Annotated in this window: 18 protein-coding genes; 11 read left to right on the forward strand and 7 right to left on the reverse strand. The window is 40.2% G+C overall.

The annotated features are described in order from the left end of the window. Positions 1-73 precede the first annotated feature (73 nt). Together B2727_RS12855 and B2727_RS12860 are read left to right on the forward strand one after the other, a co-directional pair. Positions 74-505 (forward strand): CidA/LrgA family protein, encoded by a 432-nt coding sequence (locus tag B2727_RS12855; protein ID WP_005203674.1) that lies wholly within the window; start codon positions 74-76, stop codon positions 503-505. A gap of 10 nt (positions 506-515) precedes the next feature. Further along, positions 516-1,199, forward strand: coding sequence for an LrgB family protein (locus B2727_RS12860; protein WP_033132803.1), 684 nt, complete (start codon positions 516-518; stop codon positions 1,197-1,199). Positions 1,200-1,282: 83 nt separating this feature from the next. On the opposite strand, the gene B2727_RS12865 is transcribed toward B2727_RS12860, so the two are convergent. Beyond that, positions 1,283-3,511: a TonB-dependent receptor gene (locus tag B2727_RS12865; RefSeq protein WP_033132802.1), complete on the reverse strand. Its 2,229-nt coding sequence runs from the start codon at positions 3,509-3,511 to the stop codon at positions 1,283-1,285. A gap of 256 nt (positions 3,512-3,767) precedes the next feature. Here B2727_RS12865 and B2727_RS12870 point away from each other — a divergent pair, with 256 nt between their 5' ends. The 6 genes from B2727_RS12870 to B2727_RS12895 all read left to right on the forward strand — a co-directional run bounded on the left by B2727_RS12870 (position 3,768) and on the right by B2727_RS12895 (position 11,861). Continuing rightward, the gene (locus B2727_RS12870; protein WP_033132801.1) at positions 3,768-5,939 is read left to right on the forward strand and encodes a TonB-dependent siderophore receptor; all 2,172 of its coding nucleotides are present in this window, start codon (positions 3,768-3,770) and stop codon (positions 5,937-5,939) included. Between the two features lie 271 nt (positions 5,940-6,210). Next, positions 6,211-6,897 (forward strand): hydrolase, encoded by a 687-nt coding sequence (locus tag B2727_RS12875; protein WP_005188475.1) that lies wholly within the window; start codon positions 6,211-6,213, stop codon positions 6,895-6,897. A 78-nt stretch (positions 6,898-6,975) separates the two neighbouring features. After that, on the forward strand, positions 6,976-8,850 hold the full coding sequence (locus B2727_RS12880; RefSeq protein ID WP_033132800.1) for an amidohydrolase: 1,875 nt from the start codon (positions 6,976-6,978) through the stop codon (positions 8,848-8,850). A 56-nt stretch (positions 8,851-8,906) separates the two neighbouring features. Further along, positions 8,907-9,071 carry a DUF1427 family protein gene (locus B2727_RS12885; RefSeq protein WP_081406934.1) on the forward strand — a complete coding sequence of 55 codons (165 nt, stop codon included), beginning with the start codon at positions 8,907-8,909 and terminating at the stop codon, positions 9,069-9,071. A gap of 40 nt (positions 9,072-9,111) precedes the next feature. Further along, positions 9,112-9,822 (forward strand): YoaK family protein, encoded by a 711-nt coding sequence (locus B2727_RS12890; RefSeq protein ID WP_005203661.1) that lies wholly within the window; start codon positions 9,112-9,114, stop codon positions 9,820-9,822. Positions 9,823-9,887: 65 nt separating this feature from the next. Further along, a complete protein-coding gene (locus B2727_RS12895) occupies positions 9,888-11,861 on the forward strand; it encodes an esterase/lipase family protein (protein ID WP_033132799.1) in 1,974 nt (657 codons plus the stop codon). A 48-nt stretch (positions 11,862-11,909) separates the two neighbouring features. On the opposite strand, the gene B2727_RS12900 is transcribed toward B2727_RS12895, so the two are convergent. Beyond that, complete coding sequence (locus tag B2727_RS12900) at positions 11,910-12,335, reverse strand: SgcJ/EcaC family oxidoreductase (protein WP_033132798.1); 426 nt, start codon at positions 12,333-12,335, stop codon at positions 11,910-11,912. Between the two features lie 10 nt (positions 12,336-12,345). Then, complete coding sequence (locus tag B2727_RS12905) at positions 12,346-12,981, reverse strand: TetR/AcrR family transcriptional regulator (RefSeq protein ID WP_004807064.1); 636 nt, start codon at positions 12,979-12,981, stop codon at positions 12,346-12,348. Positions 12,982-13,081: 100 nt separating this feature from the next. Between B2727_RS12905 and B2727_RS12910 the strand changes: the two genes are divergently transcribed. Further along, a complete protein-coding gene (locus B2727_RS12910) occupies positions 13,082-14,455 on the forward strand; it encodes a flavin monoamine oxidase family protein (RefSeq protein WP_033132797.1) in 1,374 nt (457 codons plus the stop codon). Between the two features lie 57 nt (positions 14,456-14,512). Further along, a complete protein-coding gene (locus B2727_RS12915; RefSeq protein ID WP_033132796.1) occupies positions 14,513-14,998 on the forward strand; it encodes a hypothetical protein in 486 nt (161 codons plus the stop codon). A gap of 105 nt (positions 14,999-15,103) precedes the next feature. Here the strand turns inward: B2727_RS12915 and B2727_RS12920 are convergent, their stop codons facing one another. From B2727_RS12920 to B2727_RS12930, 3 genes are read right to left on the reverse strand one after another with little or no spacing between them, the layout of a single operon-like run. Continuing rightward, complete coding sequence (locus B2727_RS12920) at positions 15,104-16,015, reverse strand: alpha/beta hydrolase (protein WP_033132795.1); 912 nt, start codon at positions 16,013-16,015, stop codon at positions 15,104-15,106. Further along, positions 16,012-16,896, reverse strand: coding sequence for an alpha/beta fold hydrolase (locus B2727_RS12925; protein ID WP_033132794.1), 885 nt, complete (start codon positions 16,894-16,896; stop codon positions 16,012-16,014). The genes B2727_RS12920 and B2727_RS12925 overlap by 4 nt, the downstream gene beginning before the upstream one ends. 17 nt (positions 16,897-16,913) lie before the next feature. After that, positions 16,914-17,966 (reverse strand): sugar phosphate isomerase/epimerase family protein, encoded by a 1,053-nt coding sequence (locus B2727_RS12930; protein WP_033132793.1) that lies wholly within the window; start codon positions 17,964-17,966, stop codon positions 16,914-16,916. 179 nt (positions 17,967-18,145) lie between these two features. On the opposite strand from B2727_RS12930, the gene B2727_RS12935 reads away from it, so the two are divergent. After that, positions 18,146-18,745, forward strand: coding sequence for a TetR/AcrR family transcriptional regulator (locus B2727_RS12935; protein ID WP_033132792.1), 600 nt, complete (start codon positions 18,146-18,148; stop codon positions 18,743-18,745). On the opposite strand, the gene B2727_RS12940 is transcribed toward B2727_RS12935, so the two are convergent. After that, positions 18,742-19,440, reverse strand: a complete 699-nt coding sequence (locus tag B2727_RS12940) for a DUF1826 domain-containing protein (protein WP_241345086.1) — start codon at positions 19,438-19,440, stop codon at positions 18,742-18,744. The two genes, B2727_RS12935 and B2727_RS12940, sit on opposite strands and share 4 nt — an antisense overlap. Positions 19,441-19,545 lie beyond the last annotated feature (105 nt).

Raw genomic sequence — 19,545 nt, forward strand, 5'->3', positions numbered from 1 at the left:
ACATGAATAATTCATATTATATCGATGTACAGTGGATAAGATCATCCTGTTGTTCACCATCTGATGTCGTTAAATGAGTACCGAAGCTGTTTCTAGATCTCTCCCACAAAATTCGCTCTTGGCCTTAGTGAAACAAATTTTGATTCTTACTGGATTCTGGTTGGCAGGTTATGTCTTAAACCAGAAACTCGGTATCCCAATTTCAGCAGGCATATTGGGGATGTTTCTATTGCTTTTCTGCCTGTTTTTTAAAGTCATTAAGATGGATCAAGTGGCAATGGGCGCTACCTTTGTCTTAGGGGAGCTATTACTGTTTTTTGTACCTGTGGTGGTCGCTGTCGTGCAATATAAAAGCCTGTTTATGACCGAAGGCTGGCAAATTGTATCGAGTATTGCCATTGGTACTATTTTGGTCATGTTAAGCACCTGTTTAACCATCCATTATTACAACCGCTTAAAAAGCTACCTACAGACACGTAAACGTTTTCAGCATAAGCACATCTAAGGTCATCAATATGAATATTTGGTCAATTGTTTGCTTGATCTGGACGCTGCTTGCATACATCGTGGCAAAGCGTATCTATCAAAAGCATCCTCAACTATGGTTATCTCCTGCGATTAGTGTGCCCGTACTCACGATTCTGTTGATGGCGATCTTTGGAATTTCATATCAAACCTATGCACAAGATACGCAGTGGATCGTAAATTTACTTGGGCCAGCAACTGTTGCTTTCGCCGTACCAATTTACCGTTATCGGGACACGATTCGTAAAAACTTGGGGGTCTTATCGATTGCGATTGTGGTGGGGATGAGTGTGGGTGTGATGTCTGCCTATGAGATGGCAAAGTTATTTCACTTTAATCCTGAAGTAACCAATAGTCTGATGGCACGCTCTATCTCAACACCTTTTGCCATGATTTTGGCAGAGGATATTCATGGTTCAGCCGCTTTGGTTTCTTTATTTACAGTGATTACAGGCTTGGTTGGGATGATTTGTGGCGATGCCATTTTAGCCATTACCAAAATCCGTTCTAATGTGGCAAATGGTGCAGCATTTGGTAATGCAGCACATGGTTTTGGTACGGTAAGAGCACAGCAACGTAATAGTGAAGAAGGTGTGATCGCAAGTTTAACCATGGTGATTGCGGGTATTTTGATGGTTTTGGTTGGGCCATTTGCGATTCATTTATGGATTTGATACAGCCAATTAATGAAGTATTAAAGCTGAAGAAATTCAAAAAGGTAAAGATAGCCGCTTTTGAGCGGCTATCACTTTTTAAATTACCACTTATGGCTATAAGACACTTTAAGTGTTATGCCGTTCGCTAATAAGTGACTGGTATTATTACTATTTCTCATCAGTTGACTATAGAGCGGGTAATACTGATTATTAAATATATTTTCTAAGCCAATAGTCATTGTGTCCTTTTTATTTAGTGCGAAGCTGCTGAGTAAGTCTGCAGTTGTATATGACTTCACATCATAACGACCAAAACTATTCACACCATTTAAGCGGTAATCTTCTGCACCGAAATAAGTGGCTTGTAGACGGTTGGTCCAGGTATCGGTCGGACTATAAGAAATATAGCCTGTGACTTTTAGCGGTGGGATACGATAGCCTGTCATATCTTGCTCGGTATTACTATTCTGCGGTGTTTCACGACCTTTCATCCAAGTGATACTACCACCAGTTCCCCATACTTTAGCATCGTCAAGATAGTCAAGCGTTGCTTCAACACCCGTCACTTTTTCTTTGGTTCTGGCCAACACTAAACCATTGTTAAAAGACTGAACCCCGCCTAGATCTGATTTGGAATGGAACACCGCTAAACTAGAACTAAAATTCTTAAAATGACCATTCCAACCAAGTTCATAATTATCCACTTTTACTGGCTCTAAAAATGAAGAAGCTAAGTTAAAGCCCATGTTAGCATTTCGAATGACAATACCAACATCAGGTAATTGGAAACCTTGGTTAAAGGAGGCGTAAATCGAGTGTTCATCGTTTGGTGCAAAGCTGACATTCGCGTTGTACAGCCAAGCATCTGCTTTAACTTTTCCACCTTGCACCGTATATGGATTGGCTTTGCCAAGTTGGGACAATGGAATAAAGCTGTCAATTTTGGCATAGCTGTCTTCATAGCGTGTACCTACTTCCGCTGACCATTGGTCACTGAAACGGTGCTTTAATTGCGCAAATCCACCGATACTTTGAGTGGTGAGTTCTGGTAAATAAATCAGTTTTCCATTTTTGACAAATTCCAGACCACCAGACTGATCATAAATTTTAGGGTCAAAAGTATCTAATGGCATTTCACTTTTTTCACGGCTAAAGTCACCGCCCCAAACAATTGAGGTGTCACCTAAGAACTCAAGTGGTGTATTGACCGTTAAACGGCTACCCAGCACATTATTTTCTTGGTATACCTGATCCACTTGTCCACCGCGTGTTGCCACTTTACGGGCATCAAATGGAGCAAAACGAGTAAAGAAATCTCGGTAATAGACTTGAGCATCTACTTTGTTGCCAAAAAAATCTTTATTGGAATAGGTCAAATTGTAGATTTGATTTTCGTTCTTATTCTGGTCGTTTAGTTTAAGTCCCTTGATTGCTTTAGCAGGAACGCTTCCCGCAGGGAGTTGGGCTACGCTCGGATCAGATGCATAGTCTGAGTCTTGTTCAGCATTATAATAATTTGCAGCAAACTGAAGATATTGATTGTCATCGATGTGGTAACCAAGCTTGGTACCGATGCTATAGGCATCTGCATCAAATAGATCCCCTTGGCTTGGTTCAGGCGCAACACGTCTTCCACGTGCATCGTATGGACTGCCAATACGTTGATAACCAAAGTCTAGTGCATAATCGAAGTTATTTAGGCTGCCTGAAAAATATTGATGGATGTCACCACTCAAGGCATCGGAGCGAAGATTAGTTAAGCCACTTTGCAGTCCAATCACTGTTTTTGCTGTAGGTTCACCACCTGCAGCTTTTGTGGTAATGGAAATTGTACCTCCAGCTGCACCGCTACCATATATGGCATTACTGCCACGGATGACTTCTATACTGCTAATACTTTCAGGATCAATTGCAGAAAGGCCTCTGGAGGTATCTCGGGTTAAATTCATGGGTACACCATCGACTAAGATCAGTGCATTACGACCACGTAAAGTTTGCCCATAATCGGTAATGGTACGACTTGAATCAGATAAACCTGGGACTATTTTTGCTAGTACGGTGGCAATATTTCCTGAAGAGGAATTTTTCAGAAGTTCAATTTGTTTTTCATCTAATTTGGTGACTTGCTTTGCCGAGGAGGAGAGTTCATCTGCACGTGAAGCTGTAATGGTAATGGTTGGCAGTACTTCTGAGGCTTTCTCAGAATTCGCAGTTTCTGTAGGTGAGGCAGCAAAAGATGAGTTGGATAAAAAGATAAATCCACCTATTGATAAAAGTGGAATGAGGTGTTTGACTTCATTTTTTCGGTTGAACAGTTTATCTTTTATCATCTTATTTCCTTTGATCTTAGCCTGAAATTACTTTTAAATTGACGTGGTTGTAATTGAGAATCATTCTACATTAAAAATATGAAAGCTTATACTAAACTCAAGCAACACTTATCTCTTTCATTGATTTTGTATCGAAAAAATTTATAAAAAATTGAGATATGTTGCATAACATGCTTGTTCAATTTGGGAAAATTGTGAATACTCAAGCCCGTAAAATTCATGCTGTAAGATTATCTTTTGGGGTTAGACAACGACTGTGAAAACGTATCCATTTTCTCGTTTACAAAAAGCATTATTGGCGGTTGGTTCTTTTTCATGTTTTGGGCTAAGTTCCATATCAGCCTATGCTGAAACTGAAGGTGATACACCGCGATTAGCACCCATTACAGTAAAAGCCCAAACAGCAGGGGCTTCTTATTATCAACCGACTGTTAATTTATCGGGTTTTACGCAACAACAGCTTGCTGAAATTCCAGCATCAATCAGTACAGTAACTGCGGCACGGATTGCAGATCAACATGCTAAAACATTAACGGACATTATCAAGAATGATGCAGCGGCAGGTGATGGCTATGCACCAATTGGTTATTACCCAAATATTGTCATGCGTGGTTTTGCCTTAAATTTGGGCTCTAGTTATTTACTGAATGGTAACTTGCTGCGCGGTGAGCAAAATGTTGCACTTGAGAATAAAGAACAGGTTGAAATTTTAAAAGGTATTAGTGCCATTCAAAGTGGAATGTCAACGCCTGCTGGTGTGGTTAACTATGTGACCAAACGTCCCAAAGAGATTCGTTCTATCACCGTGGAAACAGACAGTCATGGCGGTAATCGTGTAGCCGCAGACTTAGGTGGTTTGCTTGGTGTAGATCAGCAATTTGGCTATCGAGTCAATCTTGCCAAAGAAGAAATTCATCCCTATGTCGAGCATGTTAATGGACAACGTTGGTTTGGTTCCGTTGCTTTGGACTGGAAAATTTCAGATCGTTCAAAACTCGAATTTGATCTCGAGTCACAACGTCAACGCCAGCGATCAGTTCCGGGTTACCAATTACTTGATGGAAAAACAGTACCTACAGATGTTGAGTGGGATCGTTTATTGGGACATCAAAGCTGGGGTAAACCAGTCATTAACGAAAGCATAAATACTGGTTTAAAGTATAGCTACCAAGTAAATGATGACTGGACAGCAAATCTTTCAGCGTCACAAAGTCGAGTAGTGGTTGATGATTATTCGGCATTTGCTTGGGGGTGTTATAGTGAAATATGCCAAACAACGGGTCTAGGAAATAGCTTTGATCAAAATGGTAACTATGATATTTATGAGTTTCGCAGCCCTGATGACAGCTATCTAACCAATCAATTTAAAGCTGGATTAAACGGTAAGTTCGATACAGGGTCATGGCAACACAAACTCAACTTAGAGTTATCACAAAGCTATAAGCGCCATGCACAATATGATGCGATTAATGAGTTAGTGGGTACGGGAAATATCTATACTGATCCTATTCAATATACACCGAGTGATAAGAAGCTAGGCCAACATTACAAATCATTAAACAGTCAGCAAACAGCCTTGAATGTATTAGATCAGATTGATTTTAATAGTAATTGGTCTGTTTTGGCAGGTGGAAAGCTTTTGCATTTAAATGAAGATGCTTATGATGCAGAAGGCAACAAAATCAGAGACACTAATTTTAATCGCTTTTTGCCGCAGTTTGCAGTGATGTATCAGCCTTGGCAACGTACTCATGTATATGCTTCCTATGCCAAAGGTCTGAGTGATGGTGGACAAGCGCCATGGTATGCCAACAATGCATTTGCCACATTGGCACCAAAACATTCAACTCAGTATGAATTAGGTGTTAAGCAGCAGTGGCAAGATTTACTCTTTACAGCAGCCTTATTTAATTTAAAACAGGACAATCAGTATACCGATACAACGAGTAACTATGTTGCCGAAGGTAAACAACACAATCTTGGTTTGGAGTTCGGTGCACAAGGACGCTTAAGTCAAAATTTAGATATCACTTCTACTTTGGCTTTGACACGTTCACGTTTAAAAGATATTCAATCGGCTGAATATCAAGGGCATCAAACTCAAAACATACCTGCTGTGCGTTTTGCCAGTTATCTATCTTATCAACTACCACAAGTGGAAGGCTTACGCTTATTGGCTGGTATGCAATATAGCAGCAGTAAATATGCAGAGAAAACAGGTACTGTAAAAGTGTCAGGCTATACAGTGTTTAATGCAGGTACAGCTTATAACTTCCGTGCTTATGGTTATGACAATAACTTTAGATTAAATGTAGATAACCTATTTAATCAAAAATACTGGCGAGATGCAGGGAGTTTCTTCGGGGATGATTACTTATTCCTTGGCGCACCTCGCACGGCACAGTTGTCATGGAGTGTAAATTTCTAACTTATTATAAAAATATAGACATTCTCTTTATCTATTAAAGATAAACCGAATATTTTGAAAAGACCAGTTAAGCTATTAGCTGGTCTTTTTCTTTAATGCTATACAGAAATAATCTTTATCAGTGTTTCAATAAGTATCAAATATCACGGAAATTCAATATTTTTGTTTTATAAATAGAACAATTCGTCTTAATAATACTGCTGTGTTCTTTTTCTTAATTTGCAATATTAATCCTGTGTTCAGAAAACATCGATAAACAAGGAAATTCAATATGAGCCATTCAAATTTAGAACTATTGACTGCACAAAACTGCCAAATTATTTTTATCGACCATCAGCCGCAAATGGCATTCGGCGTACAGTCGATTGATCGTCAAGTACTAAAAAACAATACAGTCGGTTTAGCAAAAGCTGCTAAAGTTTTTAATATTCCAAGCATCATTACGACCGTTGAAACAGAAAGCTTTTCAGGTCATACCTATCCCGAACTGTTAGATGTATTTCCTCAAGCACCATTATTAGAACGTACTTCAATGAACTCTTGGGATGATCAGAAAGTGCGTGATGCCTTAGCAAATAATAAACGCAAAAAAGTAATTGTTTCAGGCTTATGGACAGAGGTATGTAATAACTCATTTGCTTTAAGTGCGATGCTAGAAGGCGGTTATGAAATTTATATGGTTGCAGATGCTTCGGGTGGTACCAGCAAAGAAGCACATGACTATGCAATGCAACGAATGATCCAAGCGGGTGTCATTCCAGTGACATGGCAACAAGTTTTACTTGAATGGCAACGTGATTGGGCAAAACGTGATACTTATAATGCAGTGATGGATATTGTTCGGGAACATTCAGGTGCCTATGGGATGGGTGTCGACTATGCATATACCATGGTACATAAAGCAGCAGAACGTACCACTTCACCACACGAAGTATTGGCGCCGATTGCAGCGAAATAATTAAAAATGGAGGAGGCATGATATGCCTCCACTACCTAAAACTGAAAATAATAAGGCTAGGCTCGGAGGGAATGACTGATGTCAGACGTTCAATTGATTTTAAGAAATGCCAAAATAACCACCCTTGATGAACAGATTTCAGAGGCGCAAGCAATTGCAATTGCTGATGGAAAAGTTGTAAAAACGGGCAGTGATGATGACATCATGCGCTTATCAAACAGTACAACCAAAGTGATTGATTTAAATGGTCGCCGAGTCATTCCTGGTTTAAATGATAGCCACTTGCATATTATTAGAGGTGGTCTGAACTATAATATGGAGTTGCGTTGGGAAGGTGTTCCTTCACTTTCAGATGCATTAAGACTGTTAAAAGAGCAAGCAGAGAATACACCAGCACCACAATGGGTTAGAGTCGTGGGCGGGTGGACTGAGTTTCAGTTTGTGGAAAAAAGAATGCCCACTTTGGACGAGCTAAATCAAGCCGCGCCAGATACCCCCGTATTTGTCTTACATCTTTATGCCAGCGCGATGTTGAATCGTGCTGCACTTGAGGTACTGGGCTTTAATAAAGATACACCAGACCCACCAGGTGGAAAGATTGAGAGAAATGAGAGGGGTGAGCCGACAGGACTACTTCTCGCGACACCATCCGCAATGATTCTCTATTCTACTTTAGGAAAGGCACCAAAACTGCCGCTTGAAGATCAGGTCAATTCTACACGTCATTTTATGCGTGAACTAAATCGTTTAGGCATTACCTCCGCAATTGATGCGGGAGGTGGTGGCCAAAATTATCCTGATGATTATGAGGTGATTCAGTCTCTGCATAATAATGATCAAATGACAGTTCGGATTGCTTATAACCTATTTGCGCAAAAAGCAGGAGAAGAACTTGATGATTATAAAAAATGGACGGAGATGACATTCCCTGGTGATGGCGATGAATTACTGAAGGTAAACGGCGCAGGGGAAAACCTGACATGGTCAGCAGGAGACTTTGAAAATTTCTATGAACCACGACCAGATTTACCAGAAAAGATGGAAGCTGAACTAGAAAGCATTGTTGAGTTGTTGGCTGAAAAGAAATGGCCATTCCGCATTCACGCCACCTATGATGAAAGTATTAATCGTTTATTGAATGTCTTCGAACGCGTCAACGGTAGACAGCCTTTTGCGACGCGTTTCATTATCGACCATGCTGAAACGGTTTCAGATCGAAATATTGAGCGGATTGGTGCTTTGGGTGGGGGTATTGCGATTCAACATCGCATGGCCTATCAAGGGGAAATCTTTGTTCAGCGTTATGGTTTGGATGCAGCAAAATCGACTCCGCCTGTGAAAAGAATGCTGGAATTAGGCGTACCCGTTGGTGCGGGTACCGATGCGACACGTGTTGCTTCATATAACCCATGGGTCTGCTTAAGTTGGTTAAGTACAGGCAAAACAGTCGGTGGTTTACCACTTTATGATGAACAAAATCTATTAGACAGAAAAACAGCGTTAAAGCTTTGGACCAAAGGCTCTGCATGGTTCTCTGGAGAACATCAGCACAAAGGTGCATTAAGTTCAGGTGAGCTTGCTGACCTGATAGTGCTTTCAGATGACTACTTTAATATAGAAGATGATGAAATTCAGTGGATTGAGTCTGTTATGACAGTGATGAATGGCAAAATTGTCTATGCAGGCGCAGAGTTTAAGGATCAAGATCCATCGATTCCACCAGCATCACCAGATTGGTCACCAGTCAAACGTTTTGGTGGGCAATGGCGACGGTCAGAAAATCGCAATGCACCTTCGTTATCACCGTTACAAAGTAGCTCGGCAGCGTGTGCGTGTTCTAGTAGCTGTGGTATGCATGGGCATAGCCATGCATGGATGTTGGATGTGCCCATTAATGACAAAGACAAAAAGTCTTTTTGTGGTGCATTGGGCTGCTCTTGTTTTGCTTTTTAACTTGGATCCGCAGATAGATTTCACTTTATTTTAAGTGAAATCTAGGGAAAAGCATGATGAAAATGTATTTGATCTCTTTAACTGCTGGGCTTTTGGTCGGTGTCATATATTACTTGTTGAATGTTAAATCACCAGCACCACCGTTAGTGGCATTGTGTGGCCTGTTAGGAATGGTCATCGGTGAACAATTACTTCCTGCGCTAAGAAATTTGATCAGTTGAAATTTAGCCGAATATAGGCTTGTTTTTTAGGAATTAGAAGATGGATGAGAATATAAAAAAACAGCCCTTGAGCTTATGGGACAGTTGTCGAGATCCAGTATTACTCACTGTCGTTGGCGGTGCAATTGATACCATAGGTTTTATTGCACTGTTCGGCTTTTTCACTGCACATGTGACAGGAAACTTGGTACTGGCTGGTGCCGCATGGGTGAGTGGTGGGTCGGGTATCTGGATTAAACTTGCTGCGATCCCATTGTTCATTGTGACAGTGGCGATCACCAAATATTGTATCGATCGTAGTGCTCAAAAGAGTAAGACGCTGAGTTACCTATTTCTTGGTGAAGCCATTTTTTTAACGGGCTTTATGCTGTCTGGGCTTTATTTCGAGCCGTTCAACAATGCAAATAGTCTTACAGTCGCACTTACAGGTGGTTTGGGTTTAATTGCCTTGGCAATTCGAAACACATCAAGTAAAACGCTAATTAAACACATTAGTCCAAGTACAATGATGACAGGAAATACCACCCAGTTAGGGATCGATATTTCAAATTATATGAGACAGACCAGTCCTGAAAATAAACGGAAATTGTTGCAAAGTTTAAGCATTGTTGTTGGTTTTATTGTCGGTGCGTTTTTGGGGGCGATTCTTTATGTTTACCTCGATTTTTGGAGTGTCGCTTTCTTTATCATTCCTGTGCTTTATTTGGCTTATCTTGCAGCTCATCATCGTTTTGTTCAACCTGAAACATAAACGGACAGAGTTAGATATATATTCAGTGCTTTGTTGTTGAATCGTGATGAATGAGGTTGTATCGCATGGTAATCAATAGAAAAACGCTAATAAAGGGCATTGTTTTGTTTTGTCTCTTTTACAGCTTATCTGCCTGTCAGCTCGTCAAACTTCAACAACGAAGTTTGAGTGCATCCTTGACCGATAAAACTCAAAGTATCTTAACAAGACCTCAATTAAGTGATGCTTCACAAAATACCTTGCTTCTTGCTGGTATTCCAGCCAATGAATGTATCAATCAGCCCGATAGATGTGTACAGACTTTAGAAAAAAAACTAACTGATAATAATGAACAGCGTTATGCTGCAGCCAGTGAAGTGTATTTGGCTCAGGCTTTACGGTTAAGTGAAGAAAAAAGATGTCATGTATCCTTGTTGGAAAGACAGCATTCAACGAAACAAAATCAATGTTTAGATCAAGTACTGACTTTACTTGATCAAAGTATCCGTTTTAGCTATGCCTATTTATTCGAAACGCAACATACACCTCAACAACGTATTTTTGATCAGAGGCAAACGCAGGTTCGGCTTTTTTATAACGTGGCACTTTCACGATTAATCACGACGGCTTATTTACGCTATCAATTCAGTCAGTTTCCAAAACAATTGCTCATTAATCAGCATCGTTATTCTTTCAATTTCGATGATTATCCAGAATTAGCAACGACAGATATTCAATTACTGCAGTCGAGCTACAATATGCGTTTTTCTGGATTTTACAGTGTCAATCGTCGAGATGGCTTTGGTTCTGAATTTGTGTTGGTTGCAAAGAATAAGCAGCCATTCAACTCAGATTATGTTTATGATCCAGAAACCTTTTATGCTGCTCAGGAAAATCCATATATTCATACAGCAAGATATTTATCTGTTACTGCTGTAGCACAACCATTGAAACAGACCCAAGTTGAAGATTTACTTCAAGATGCTGCATTAGAAATCAAGCTGATTGATCCTTTTCGCCATGATGAGGTTCAGGTCGCAGGTGGGAATTATTTATTAACAGCCAATTATTCAGCACCATATGGTCTTTGGTTAGCTGAAAATAATTTAGGTGGTACAGGCTACAAAAGCTTGATTGATCGTAAAGAACAGTTAAGCATGCCACATTTATTCATGTTGGAGCCGTATCAACCGAATAAAAAAATTATTATCTTCGTCCATGGCTTAGCAAGCAGTCCCGAAGCGTGGATTACTCTGACGAATGATATTTTAGGGGATGATAATTTACGTAAGCAATATCAGGTTTGGCAGGTTTTCTACTCTACCAACATGCCGATTTTAGAAAGCCGTGCCCAGATTTATGCTTTGTTGAAACAGGCATTTTCAATGCATGATCCTAAAGATGCCGCAATGTCTGACGCTGTTCTGATTGGACATAGTATGGGTGGTATTATTAGTCGTCTGATCATGGGGCAGGGTGATATCCGTCAGCAAGCTGTTGAAGCCATCAATAATGATAAAGCACATGATTTTATTTTCTCACCTGCCGTCAGTAAGCGCTTTATCTTCCGTCCAATTGATCAAATTAACCGTGTGATTTTTATTGCAACACCGCATAAAGGTACTGCCTATGCAGATCGCTGGTTTACACTCGCGTTACGCAAAGTTATTCATTTACCCAGCAAGTTTTTAACTGCAGCCGAGGTTGCGGTCAAAGAAAAGAAGATTGATTTACATCAGATGAAAAATAATCTTTCCTCAGGCATCATTGAAAATGGACCAAGTGATTTAAGCTATCAGTCCAAATTTATGAAAATGAGTCAGGATGTTCAACCAATAAAGGGTTTAGCGTACCATTCAATCATTGGTAATATCACTCAAAGCCAAGACCCCAAAAAAATGACAGATGGGATTGTGCCATATACCAGCTCACATTTAGAGGGGGCATTATCTGAAAAAATTATCCAAGGTGGACATTCGATTCAGGAAAAACCAGAAGCGATTTTGGAGTTAAGACGAATTTTAAAATTACATGCGAAACAGCATCCTTTGCCACAATGATGATTTAGAGTCCAACAATTTGATGATGGGAACTGTAGTCTCTAAATTTTAGTTATCTCTTAAGATTGCTTCCCCTGTGCGCGGATTGGTGAGGGTCACATTTTCTAAAGCACGAATCAACCAAGATCTGTTCTGTTTGCATAGGACAGCAAGAATTAAAGTATCTACCTGATGTACACCAGCAGGGTGAGCTAGACCTGCTGTTAATCTGCTCCAAAAATGGATAATCACCACTTCATCGGTAATTGGACTCAACTCTATGATTTCATTCTGAAGCGTCGAATCTCGATAGATGGTTTCATGAATAGGACGATGTAAGGCAACAATTTCTTTTATACCTTTTACATAGTGCCCAAAGCGATTTACAAAACTTGCATCCTCACAAAATAGCGAGGCAAAGCCAGCTATATCATGCTCATTCCACGCAGTTTGGAATAAATATGGGATCTGTTCTGGGACAGTTGCTTTAGCCATGATCTTTTCCTTAGCTCAATCCCTTGATCAACGCACTGATCGTCATTTCTTTTAAAGTATTCGGATTTCCCCAAGGATATTCTGGAATACCAATTAGACTTAAGGTAATCCCTAACATACTACAGAGTAAAACGTTCTTGATTTCGTTCGCATCACCTGCACGTATTTCACCACGGGCTTGTGCTTCCTTAATCGCACGCGTGTAAATTTCTAATTGCGGAACTGCTTGTGAAGCATCGACAAAATAATGTTCCTCAGCATTTTGTGGATGATCTTCAATGAGGAAAATTGCTCTGCAATCATTTGGTCGATTTAACCAAAAATCAACTTGAGCAGTACACAGCTTTTCGAGTCGTTCTGATTCAGGACTGTTGTTGTAGCATTCTTCCAGCTCAAGCATTAAATCTAAAAAAATCACTTCCCAAATATGGTGCAGTAACTGTCTTTTACTCGGAAATAAGGTGTAGAGCGTTGCAGGTAAACAGTCTGCTTGGGCTGCAATTTTACGCATAGATACACCTTCGTATCCATGTGCTGCAAATAGGTCTCTGGCCGCCTGAATAATTACATTTCGATTGGCTTCGATTTGTTCCTGACTGCGCGGAGGACGTCCACGGCGGGGGGCTTTTGTTTGATTATTTTCCATAGCTATTGATTTTAGTGAACACGTTCCATAAAATCAAATTTAATTTTAATGAACGCGTTCATTAAAATATGGATGATAATTTTAATAGCAGGAAATAATGATGGATACTCAAACAACTGAAAAAACCTGGGATGTAATCGTGGTCGGTGCTGGTTTGGCAGGTTTAAAAGCAGCACTGGAATTGAAGAAAGCGGGTAAAGATGTATTGCTTTTAGAAGCGCGTGATCGTGTCGGTGGGCGCTCAAAAGCAGGTGAAATCTATGGAGAAACCATTGATCTAGGTGGGCAGTGGGTTGGTCCGCAACAAAAACTGTTATTGGCACAGGCACAAGAACTGGGTGTCAAAACCTATCCTCAATTTATCAAAGGTGCGAGCTTGGTTAGTCGTAATGGTTTAGTTAAATCATATCGCTCCAATATCCCCAAGCTCCCAATTGCTTCACTGCTTGAAATTGCGCTACTTGAGCGCCGTTGGAATAAAGAAGCTCAAACATTGCCGAATGGAGAACCTTGGTTAGCAGCACAAGCGAAGCAATTGGATGCTGAGTCGGTTGAAAGTTGGCTGTTAAAGCATGTGCGTACAGACGGTGCGCGAGACTTTATGCGAACCATCGTAGGGGCACTCTTCTGTTGTAACACCTCTCAATTGTCCTATCTGTTTTTCCTTGAATATTTTAGACAAGGGCATGGACTTGAAGTTCTCATCTCAACTGAAGGTGGGGCACAGCAAGATAAATTCATCGGTGGCGCATGGCAAATTTCCAAGCTGATTGCAGATCAATTACAAGAGCATTTAATCTTAAATTCACCCGTTTTAGCTGTTGAGCAGCATGCAGATCATGTCAGAGTTGTGTGTAAAACCCAAAGCTATAAGGCAAAAAATATCATCATTGCCACACCGCCTGTACTTGCATCCAAAATTCATTACACACCACCGCTACCTACAAAGCGTGAACGCTTATTACAAAGTATGACCATGGGTGCTGTGATCAAAGTCCATTTGGCCTATAGCAACGCTTTTTGGAAGCAACAAAACTTAAATGGTGCTGTGGTTGCGACAGATCGAGCTGTCAGCGTTGTGTTTGATCAATCTCCAGAAGGGGCAAATCATGGTGTTTTACTAGGCTTGATCGAAGGTGATTATGCAATCGAGTTAAGTTCGCTGGATGTTGAAGCACGTCGTCAACGGGTCATTGCAGATTTTGTTTATTACTTTGGTCAACAAGCAGCACATCCTTTGGAGTATATAGAACAAGACTGGCTCACCGAAGAGTGGTCTCAAGGGGGATATGTTGCACATATGCCACCAGGGGTGATGACCACTTATGGCGATTGTATCAGACAGCCTGTCGATCGAATTCATTGGGCGGGTACAGAAACAGCAACCGAATGGAGTGGCTATCTAGATGGTGCTTTACAGTCAGGTATACGCGCTGCCAAAGAAATTATTCACAAACAGACCTTAAGTCTGTGATTATTCAGTAAACACCTTGAATTACATGACCTTCATTCTGATGAGTAAGGAATAAATATGCGGTCTCAACAGTTTCTAAATGGAATTCACTATGAATTGCAAAATCGTGCTTTTGCGCTTAGCGCAATTGTACGTATCGCCAATCGCGTACAGGGAACACAAGAATATATTTTCTGGAGTGCCTATGGAAGTTTAGAACGATTCAATACGCCACATTATTTTGCATATGCAGAGAGGTTAGGCCTCGATGCAACACCATCTTTTTTGACTAAGGCAAAAGCATCACTGATTAGTTCAACGCCATCTTTCTTATTGGATGAATTACTTAAACTGGTTTATGCAAAAACCAAAGTTTATATGGAGGATTTAAAACAAGTCCATGCCCAAGGAACAGAAGCAGATCGTGAGTTTCTAGACTATATGCTTGCACAAGAGCAAGTCCAAATAGAATTGATGGAACTGGCGATCAAGAAGCAATATCGTGAAATTCCTCCTAAAATTGATCACTTTATCCAGCACTATCGAGACAAGAAACTGGTTTAGAGCGTGTTTTATTCTTATGAGTTGAAAGTAAATCGTCCTATACCTGCATCGATATAGGACGATTAAACAAATAAAATGGCTAAGTCATTAAACGCACACCATTATTTAGATTCGGACTTTATCATATATCCTTTTCGCAGCTGATGTGATCGCTAACATATGAATAACCCCATGAATCATGCCTTCTAACAAATGGAAGTTCACATTAACGCCAGCAGCTTGCAATCTCTCTGCGTACTTTTCACCATCATGTCGAAGTGGATCGTATTCACATACAAAAATTGTGGCATCAGGTAAGTCTTGTAATGAATGCGCAAGCAAAGGGCTGACAAGCTCATTTACTTTGTCTGCCTCAGCATTAACATATTGATCCCAACAATACGCCATGGTTGTCGTCGTTAAACCAAAGCCTTGTGCATATGTTTGATAAGAAGCGTTACTCATGGTGGCATCTAATGCTGGGTAGAACAGCAGTTGATGACTGATTTTAATATCAGGATGTTGTTTTGCCAGTAGGCAGGCCGCTGCTGCAATATTTGCTCCAGCACTGTCTCCACCCACTGCAATACGATTTTTATCAAGACCAAATACCGAAGCATTTTCCTGAATATAAGACAGTGCCGTAAAAAAATCGGTTAATGGTATTGGGAATTTAACTTCTGGCGCTAAACGATAGTCGACGGAGAATATCACTTGCACCATTGATTCAGCCAATAAACGACAAGCACGGTCCCATGCATCTAGGCTGCCAAGACACCATCCACCACCATGAGCAAACACCATCGCTGGGCGTTGTTGCACATGTTCTAAAACATAAGGAACATAAACACGAACTTCAATTTCTGCTTGATCCTCAGTCATCACCCTAAAGCTGTGTTGATAAGATGAGTCTTGTTCAACGCCTTGTTGTAGGATAATCGATTGATTTACCTGTGCTCTCAGTTCATCGAATGTGTTTGCAGCGGGTAATGCAGACTGAGACTTAAGCCAATTTTCGATTTCAATATCTAAAGTCATCTTGCTTTTTCCTGCTCTAAAAAATTAAGAATCAATGAACAAAATACTTCTGGTTGTTCTTCCATAATGAAATGACCACAATCTTTGACAATCGCACTGGATAACTGAGTACTCACTTTTTTCATGGTTTCATAAGGTGCATCATTTGTCGCATGCTCTGCACCGATTGCGAATACGGGCATATTTAAAGTTTTGGTTTCCCTAATTTTATTCTGACGAATAGTTTCAGGGATGGCACGATAGTAATTAAAACCTGCTGTTAAACGCCCTGAAACTTTATAAGCCTCTATATAGGTTTCAGCAGCAACTTTATCTCGATGCCATGACCATTTATCAAAAATATAATTGAGATAGGTTTCTTCACGGCCCATCACTAAAGCTTCAGGCAAATCGCTAATCTGATTAAACATAAAATGCCAGAGAAAAATATTCTGTTCAGGTGGAACAAAAATTGGGGGCGGAGGAGCCAACCCCGGAATTACAGCTTCTGTGACAGCAAGACGAGTGACTGATTCAGGAAAATCGCAGGCGAGTGCATAACCAACCCACATTCCGATATCATGCCCAATAACGGCATAGCGATGATGTCCAAGTTCGGACATCAGACTCGATAGAATGGCTGCAATATGTCCAGTATCATAATGACCATCAAGTGGAGCTGAATATCCCGTCCCAGGTGGATCAACCGCAATCGCTTGATAACCATGCTGAGCCAACTCAGCCATGACGTGTCGCCATGCATACCATGTTTGTGGCCACCCCGAAATCAGTAAAACAGCGGGCCCATTGCCTACAGATACGTAATGTAATTTTTTAGCTTCAATATGGATGTAGTGATGATTAAATTGATTTGATAATTTTTCAGTGTGCGTCGTCATCATTATTTCTCGTTCTACGCTTAAATGCCCAATAATTGGTTGATTTGTGATTGATTTACGGGTGCAGCTGCAAAGTCATCAAATATTTTATCGGTCACATGGATAATATTTTGTTTAATGAATTCAGCACCTTCACGTGCGCCATCATCTTTATTTTTTAGACAACATTCCCATTCCAAAGTTGCCCAACCTTGATAGTTGTTATGTGCTAATTTTGAGAAAATCGATTTAAAATCAACTTGACCATCACCTGTAGAACGGAAGCGGCCAGCTCGATCTCCCCAATTTTGATAGCCACCGTACATACCTTGACGACCTGACGGTGTGAACTCGGCATCTTTTACATGGAACATACGAATGAAGTCCTTGTAGATATCTAGGTATTCTAAGTAGTTCAGTTGTTGAAGAATAAAATGGCTAGGATCAAACAAGATCTGACAACGTGGGTGATGATTGGTGCGTTCTAAAAACATTTCAAAGCTAATGCCATCATGCAGATCTTCACCAGGATGAATTTCATAGCAAAGATTGACATCGTATTCATCACAGGCATTTAAGATCGGAGTCCAACGGCGAGCAAGTTCATCAAAAGCTGTTTCGATCAGCCCTTCAGGACGTTGCGGGAAGGGAAAGATATAAGGCCATGCTAAAGAACCAGAGAAAGTTCCCATCTCATGTAACCCTAGACGCGCAGACGCTTGAACCGAAGCTAACATCTGTTGTTCAGCCCATCGGGTTCTTTCTGTTGGTTTGCCATGCAAATATGAGGGTGCAAAACCATCACATAAAGCGTCATAAGCAGGATGAACCGCCATTAACTGACCAAATATATGCGTACTTAACTCACTAATTTGCAAACCGTTTTGATCTAAAACACCTTTGATCTCATCACAGTAATTCTGACTTTCTGCGGCTAAATTGACATCAAATAATCGTTTATCCCAAGCAGGCAGTTGAACAGCCTTAAAACCGTGATCCGTCACCCATGCGGCAATACTTGCTAAATTGTTGAATGGAAAAACATCATCACTGAATTGGGCAAGGTGAATACTGGGGCCTTTGATTGTTTGCATCTTTGAAACTCAATTAGTTGTCGATCGACAAACAATAGGCTGAATATTATTTAAAAACAACTCATTTTTAAATGGATGTTGAAAATTGGCTTTAGATACAACAAATCATATTGATTTATTTGCGAAAAATTTTTTTCCGATTAATAATAAAAAACACTAAGTTTGAAAAAAGAAGCACTATGGCGGGTCGACCAAGAGAGTTTGATAGAGAAAAAGCGTTGGTCAAAGCACGGGATTTTTTCTGGCAGCATGGCTATGAAGGAACATCCATGTCAGATTTAGTTGAGGTTTTGGGTATTGCTTCAGCGCGTATATACAAAGCATTTGGTTCAAAAGAAGCGCTTTTCAGAGAGGCGGTTAAACATTACGAAGAACATGAAGGTGGCTTTGCAGTCAAAGCATTGCAGCAGCAAAATATCAAAGCGGTAATGACCCAATTATTTCAAGAAGCGATCAAGTTATACACTCAAACAAATCATGCGTATGGTTGTATGGTTGTTTCTTCGGCAAGTGTATTAAGTGAAGAAAATCAAGACCTTATCGTCTGGATGAAACAGCAGCGTATTCAGCGTGTTGAAGGTCTGATTCAACGTTTTGAGCAAGCTAAACGGGATGGTCAATTGCAGGAGGATGCCGATCCTGAACAATTAGGGCAATATTATGGGCTGGTTTTACATGGCTTATCTGTACAGGCAAGAGATGGTTATTCAGAACAAGTGCTATTATCAAACATCAGCTTGGCACTTAAAAATCTAGATCAATATTTGGTAAAACCTTAGCAAATTAATAGCAGTCTATACTCGCCGTCTTTCTCAGCAGGTGCTCGGTGCACACATGGTGGGACTTGTTGCGTTGGATGATCAACTGCTAAACGCCAAAGATGTCCTACGCCTAAATTCACTGGGTTTACATTTGGCTTAGGTTGATAATGCAAATCAAAGAAATACTCTGAGAGGAACGTTTCAAACTCAGCATCTGGACCATTATATAATTTCTTGAGTTTGTCTCTTATTTCTGTGATCAAAATCTTTTGCTCAACTTGATCATGAGCCAGAATATCACTTGCAGGACCATGATAAGTACATAAAAAAGTATCAGTTTCGATGGGTGATCGATCCACATGATATGAATATACATCGGTTGAAATGAAATCGAGGTCTTCATCGCGCTCATAACTTTTAAGTAAATTTAGGCACGGCGATGCGCCTAAATCAGTCAGTAGCTGTATATCAGTTAATATCCTTTCTCTTGCAAAATCGCCTTTTTCTGAAAGTTGTAATGCCAAAAGATTCTCAACAGAAACCTCTGTAATATTCTCTTTTAATTCAAGTTTATTCACAACTTCTTCAAAATCACCAACCAAATTTCTATACCAGCAAAGGGCATTCATATCACCTTGAAAATGGCTATTGATAAGCTCAGAAAAACTAGAAACCGTTTTAATTTGGGTATTGTCAGAAAAGGGATTTTTCATATCAGAATTAAAAATAGATCATAGCTCATTATACAAGTAACTTTAGAGAAATGTCGTATGTACATTTATATTCAGTAAGCTTAACTCTTATTTAGTGGTTTTAAT

This window comes from Acinetobacter sp. UBA991, assembly GCF_002292065.1.
Lineage (GTDB): Bacteria > Pseudomonadota > Gammaproteobacteria > Pseudomonadales > Moraxellaceae > Acinetobacter > Acinetobacter higginsii.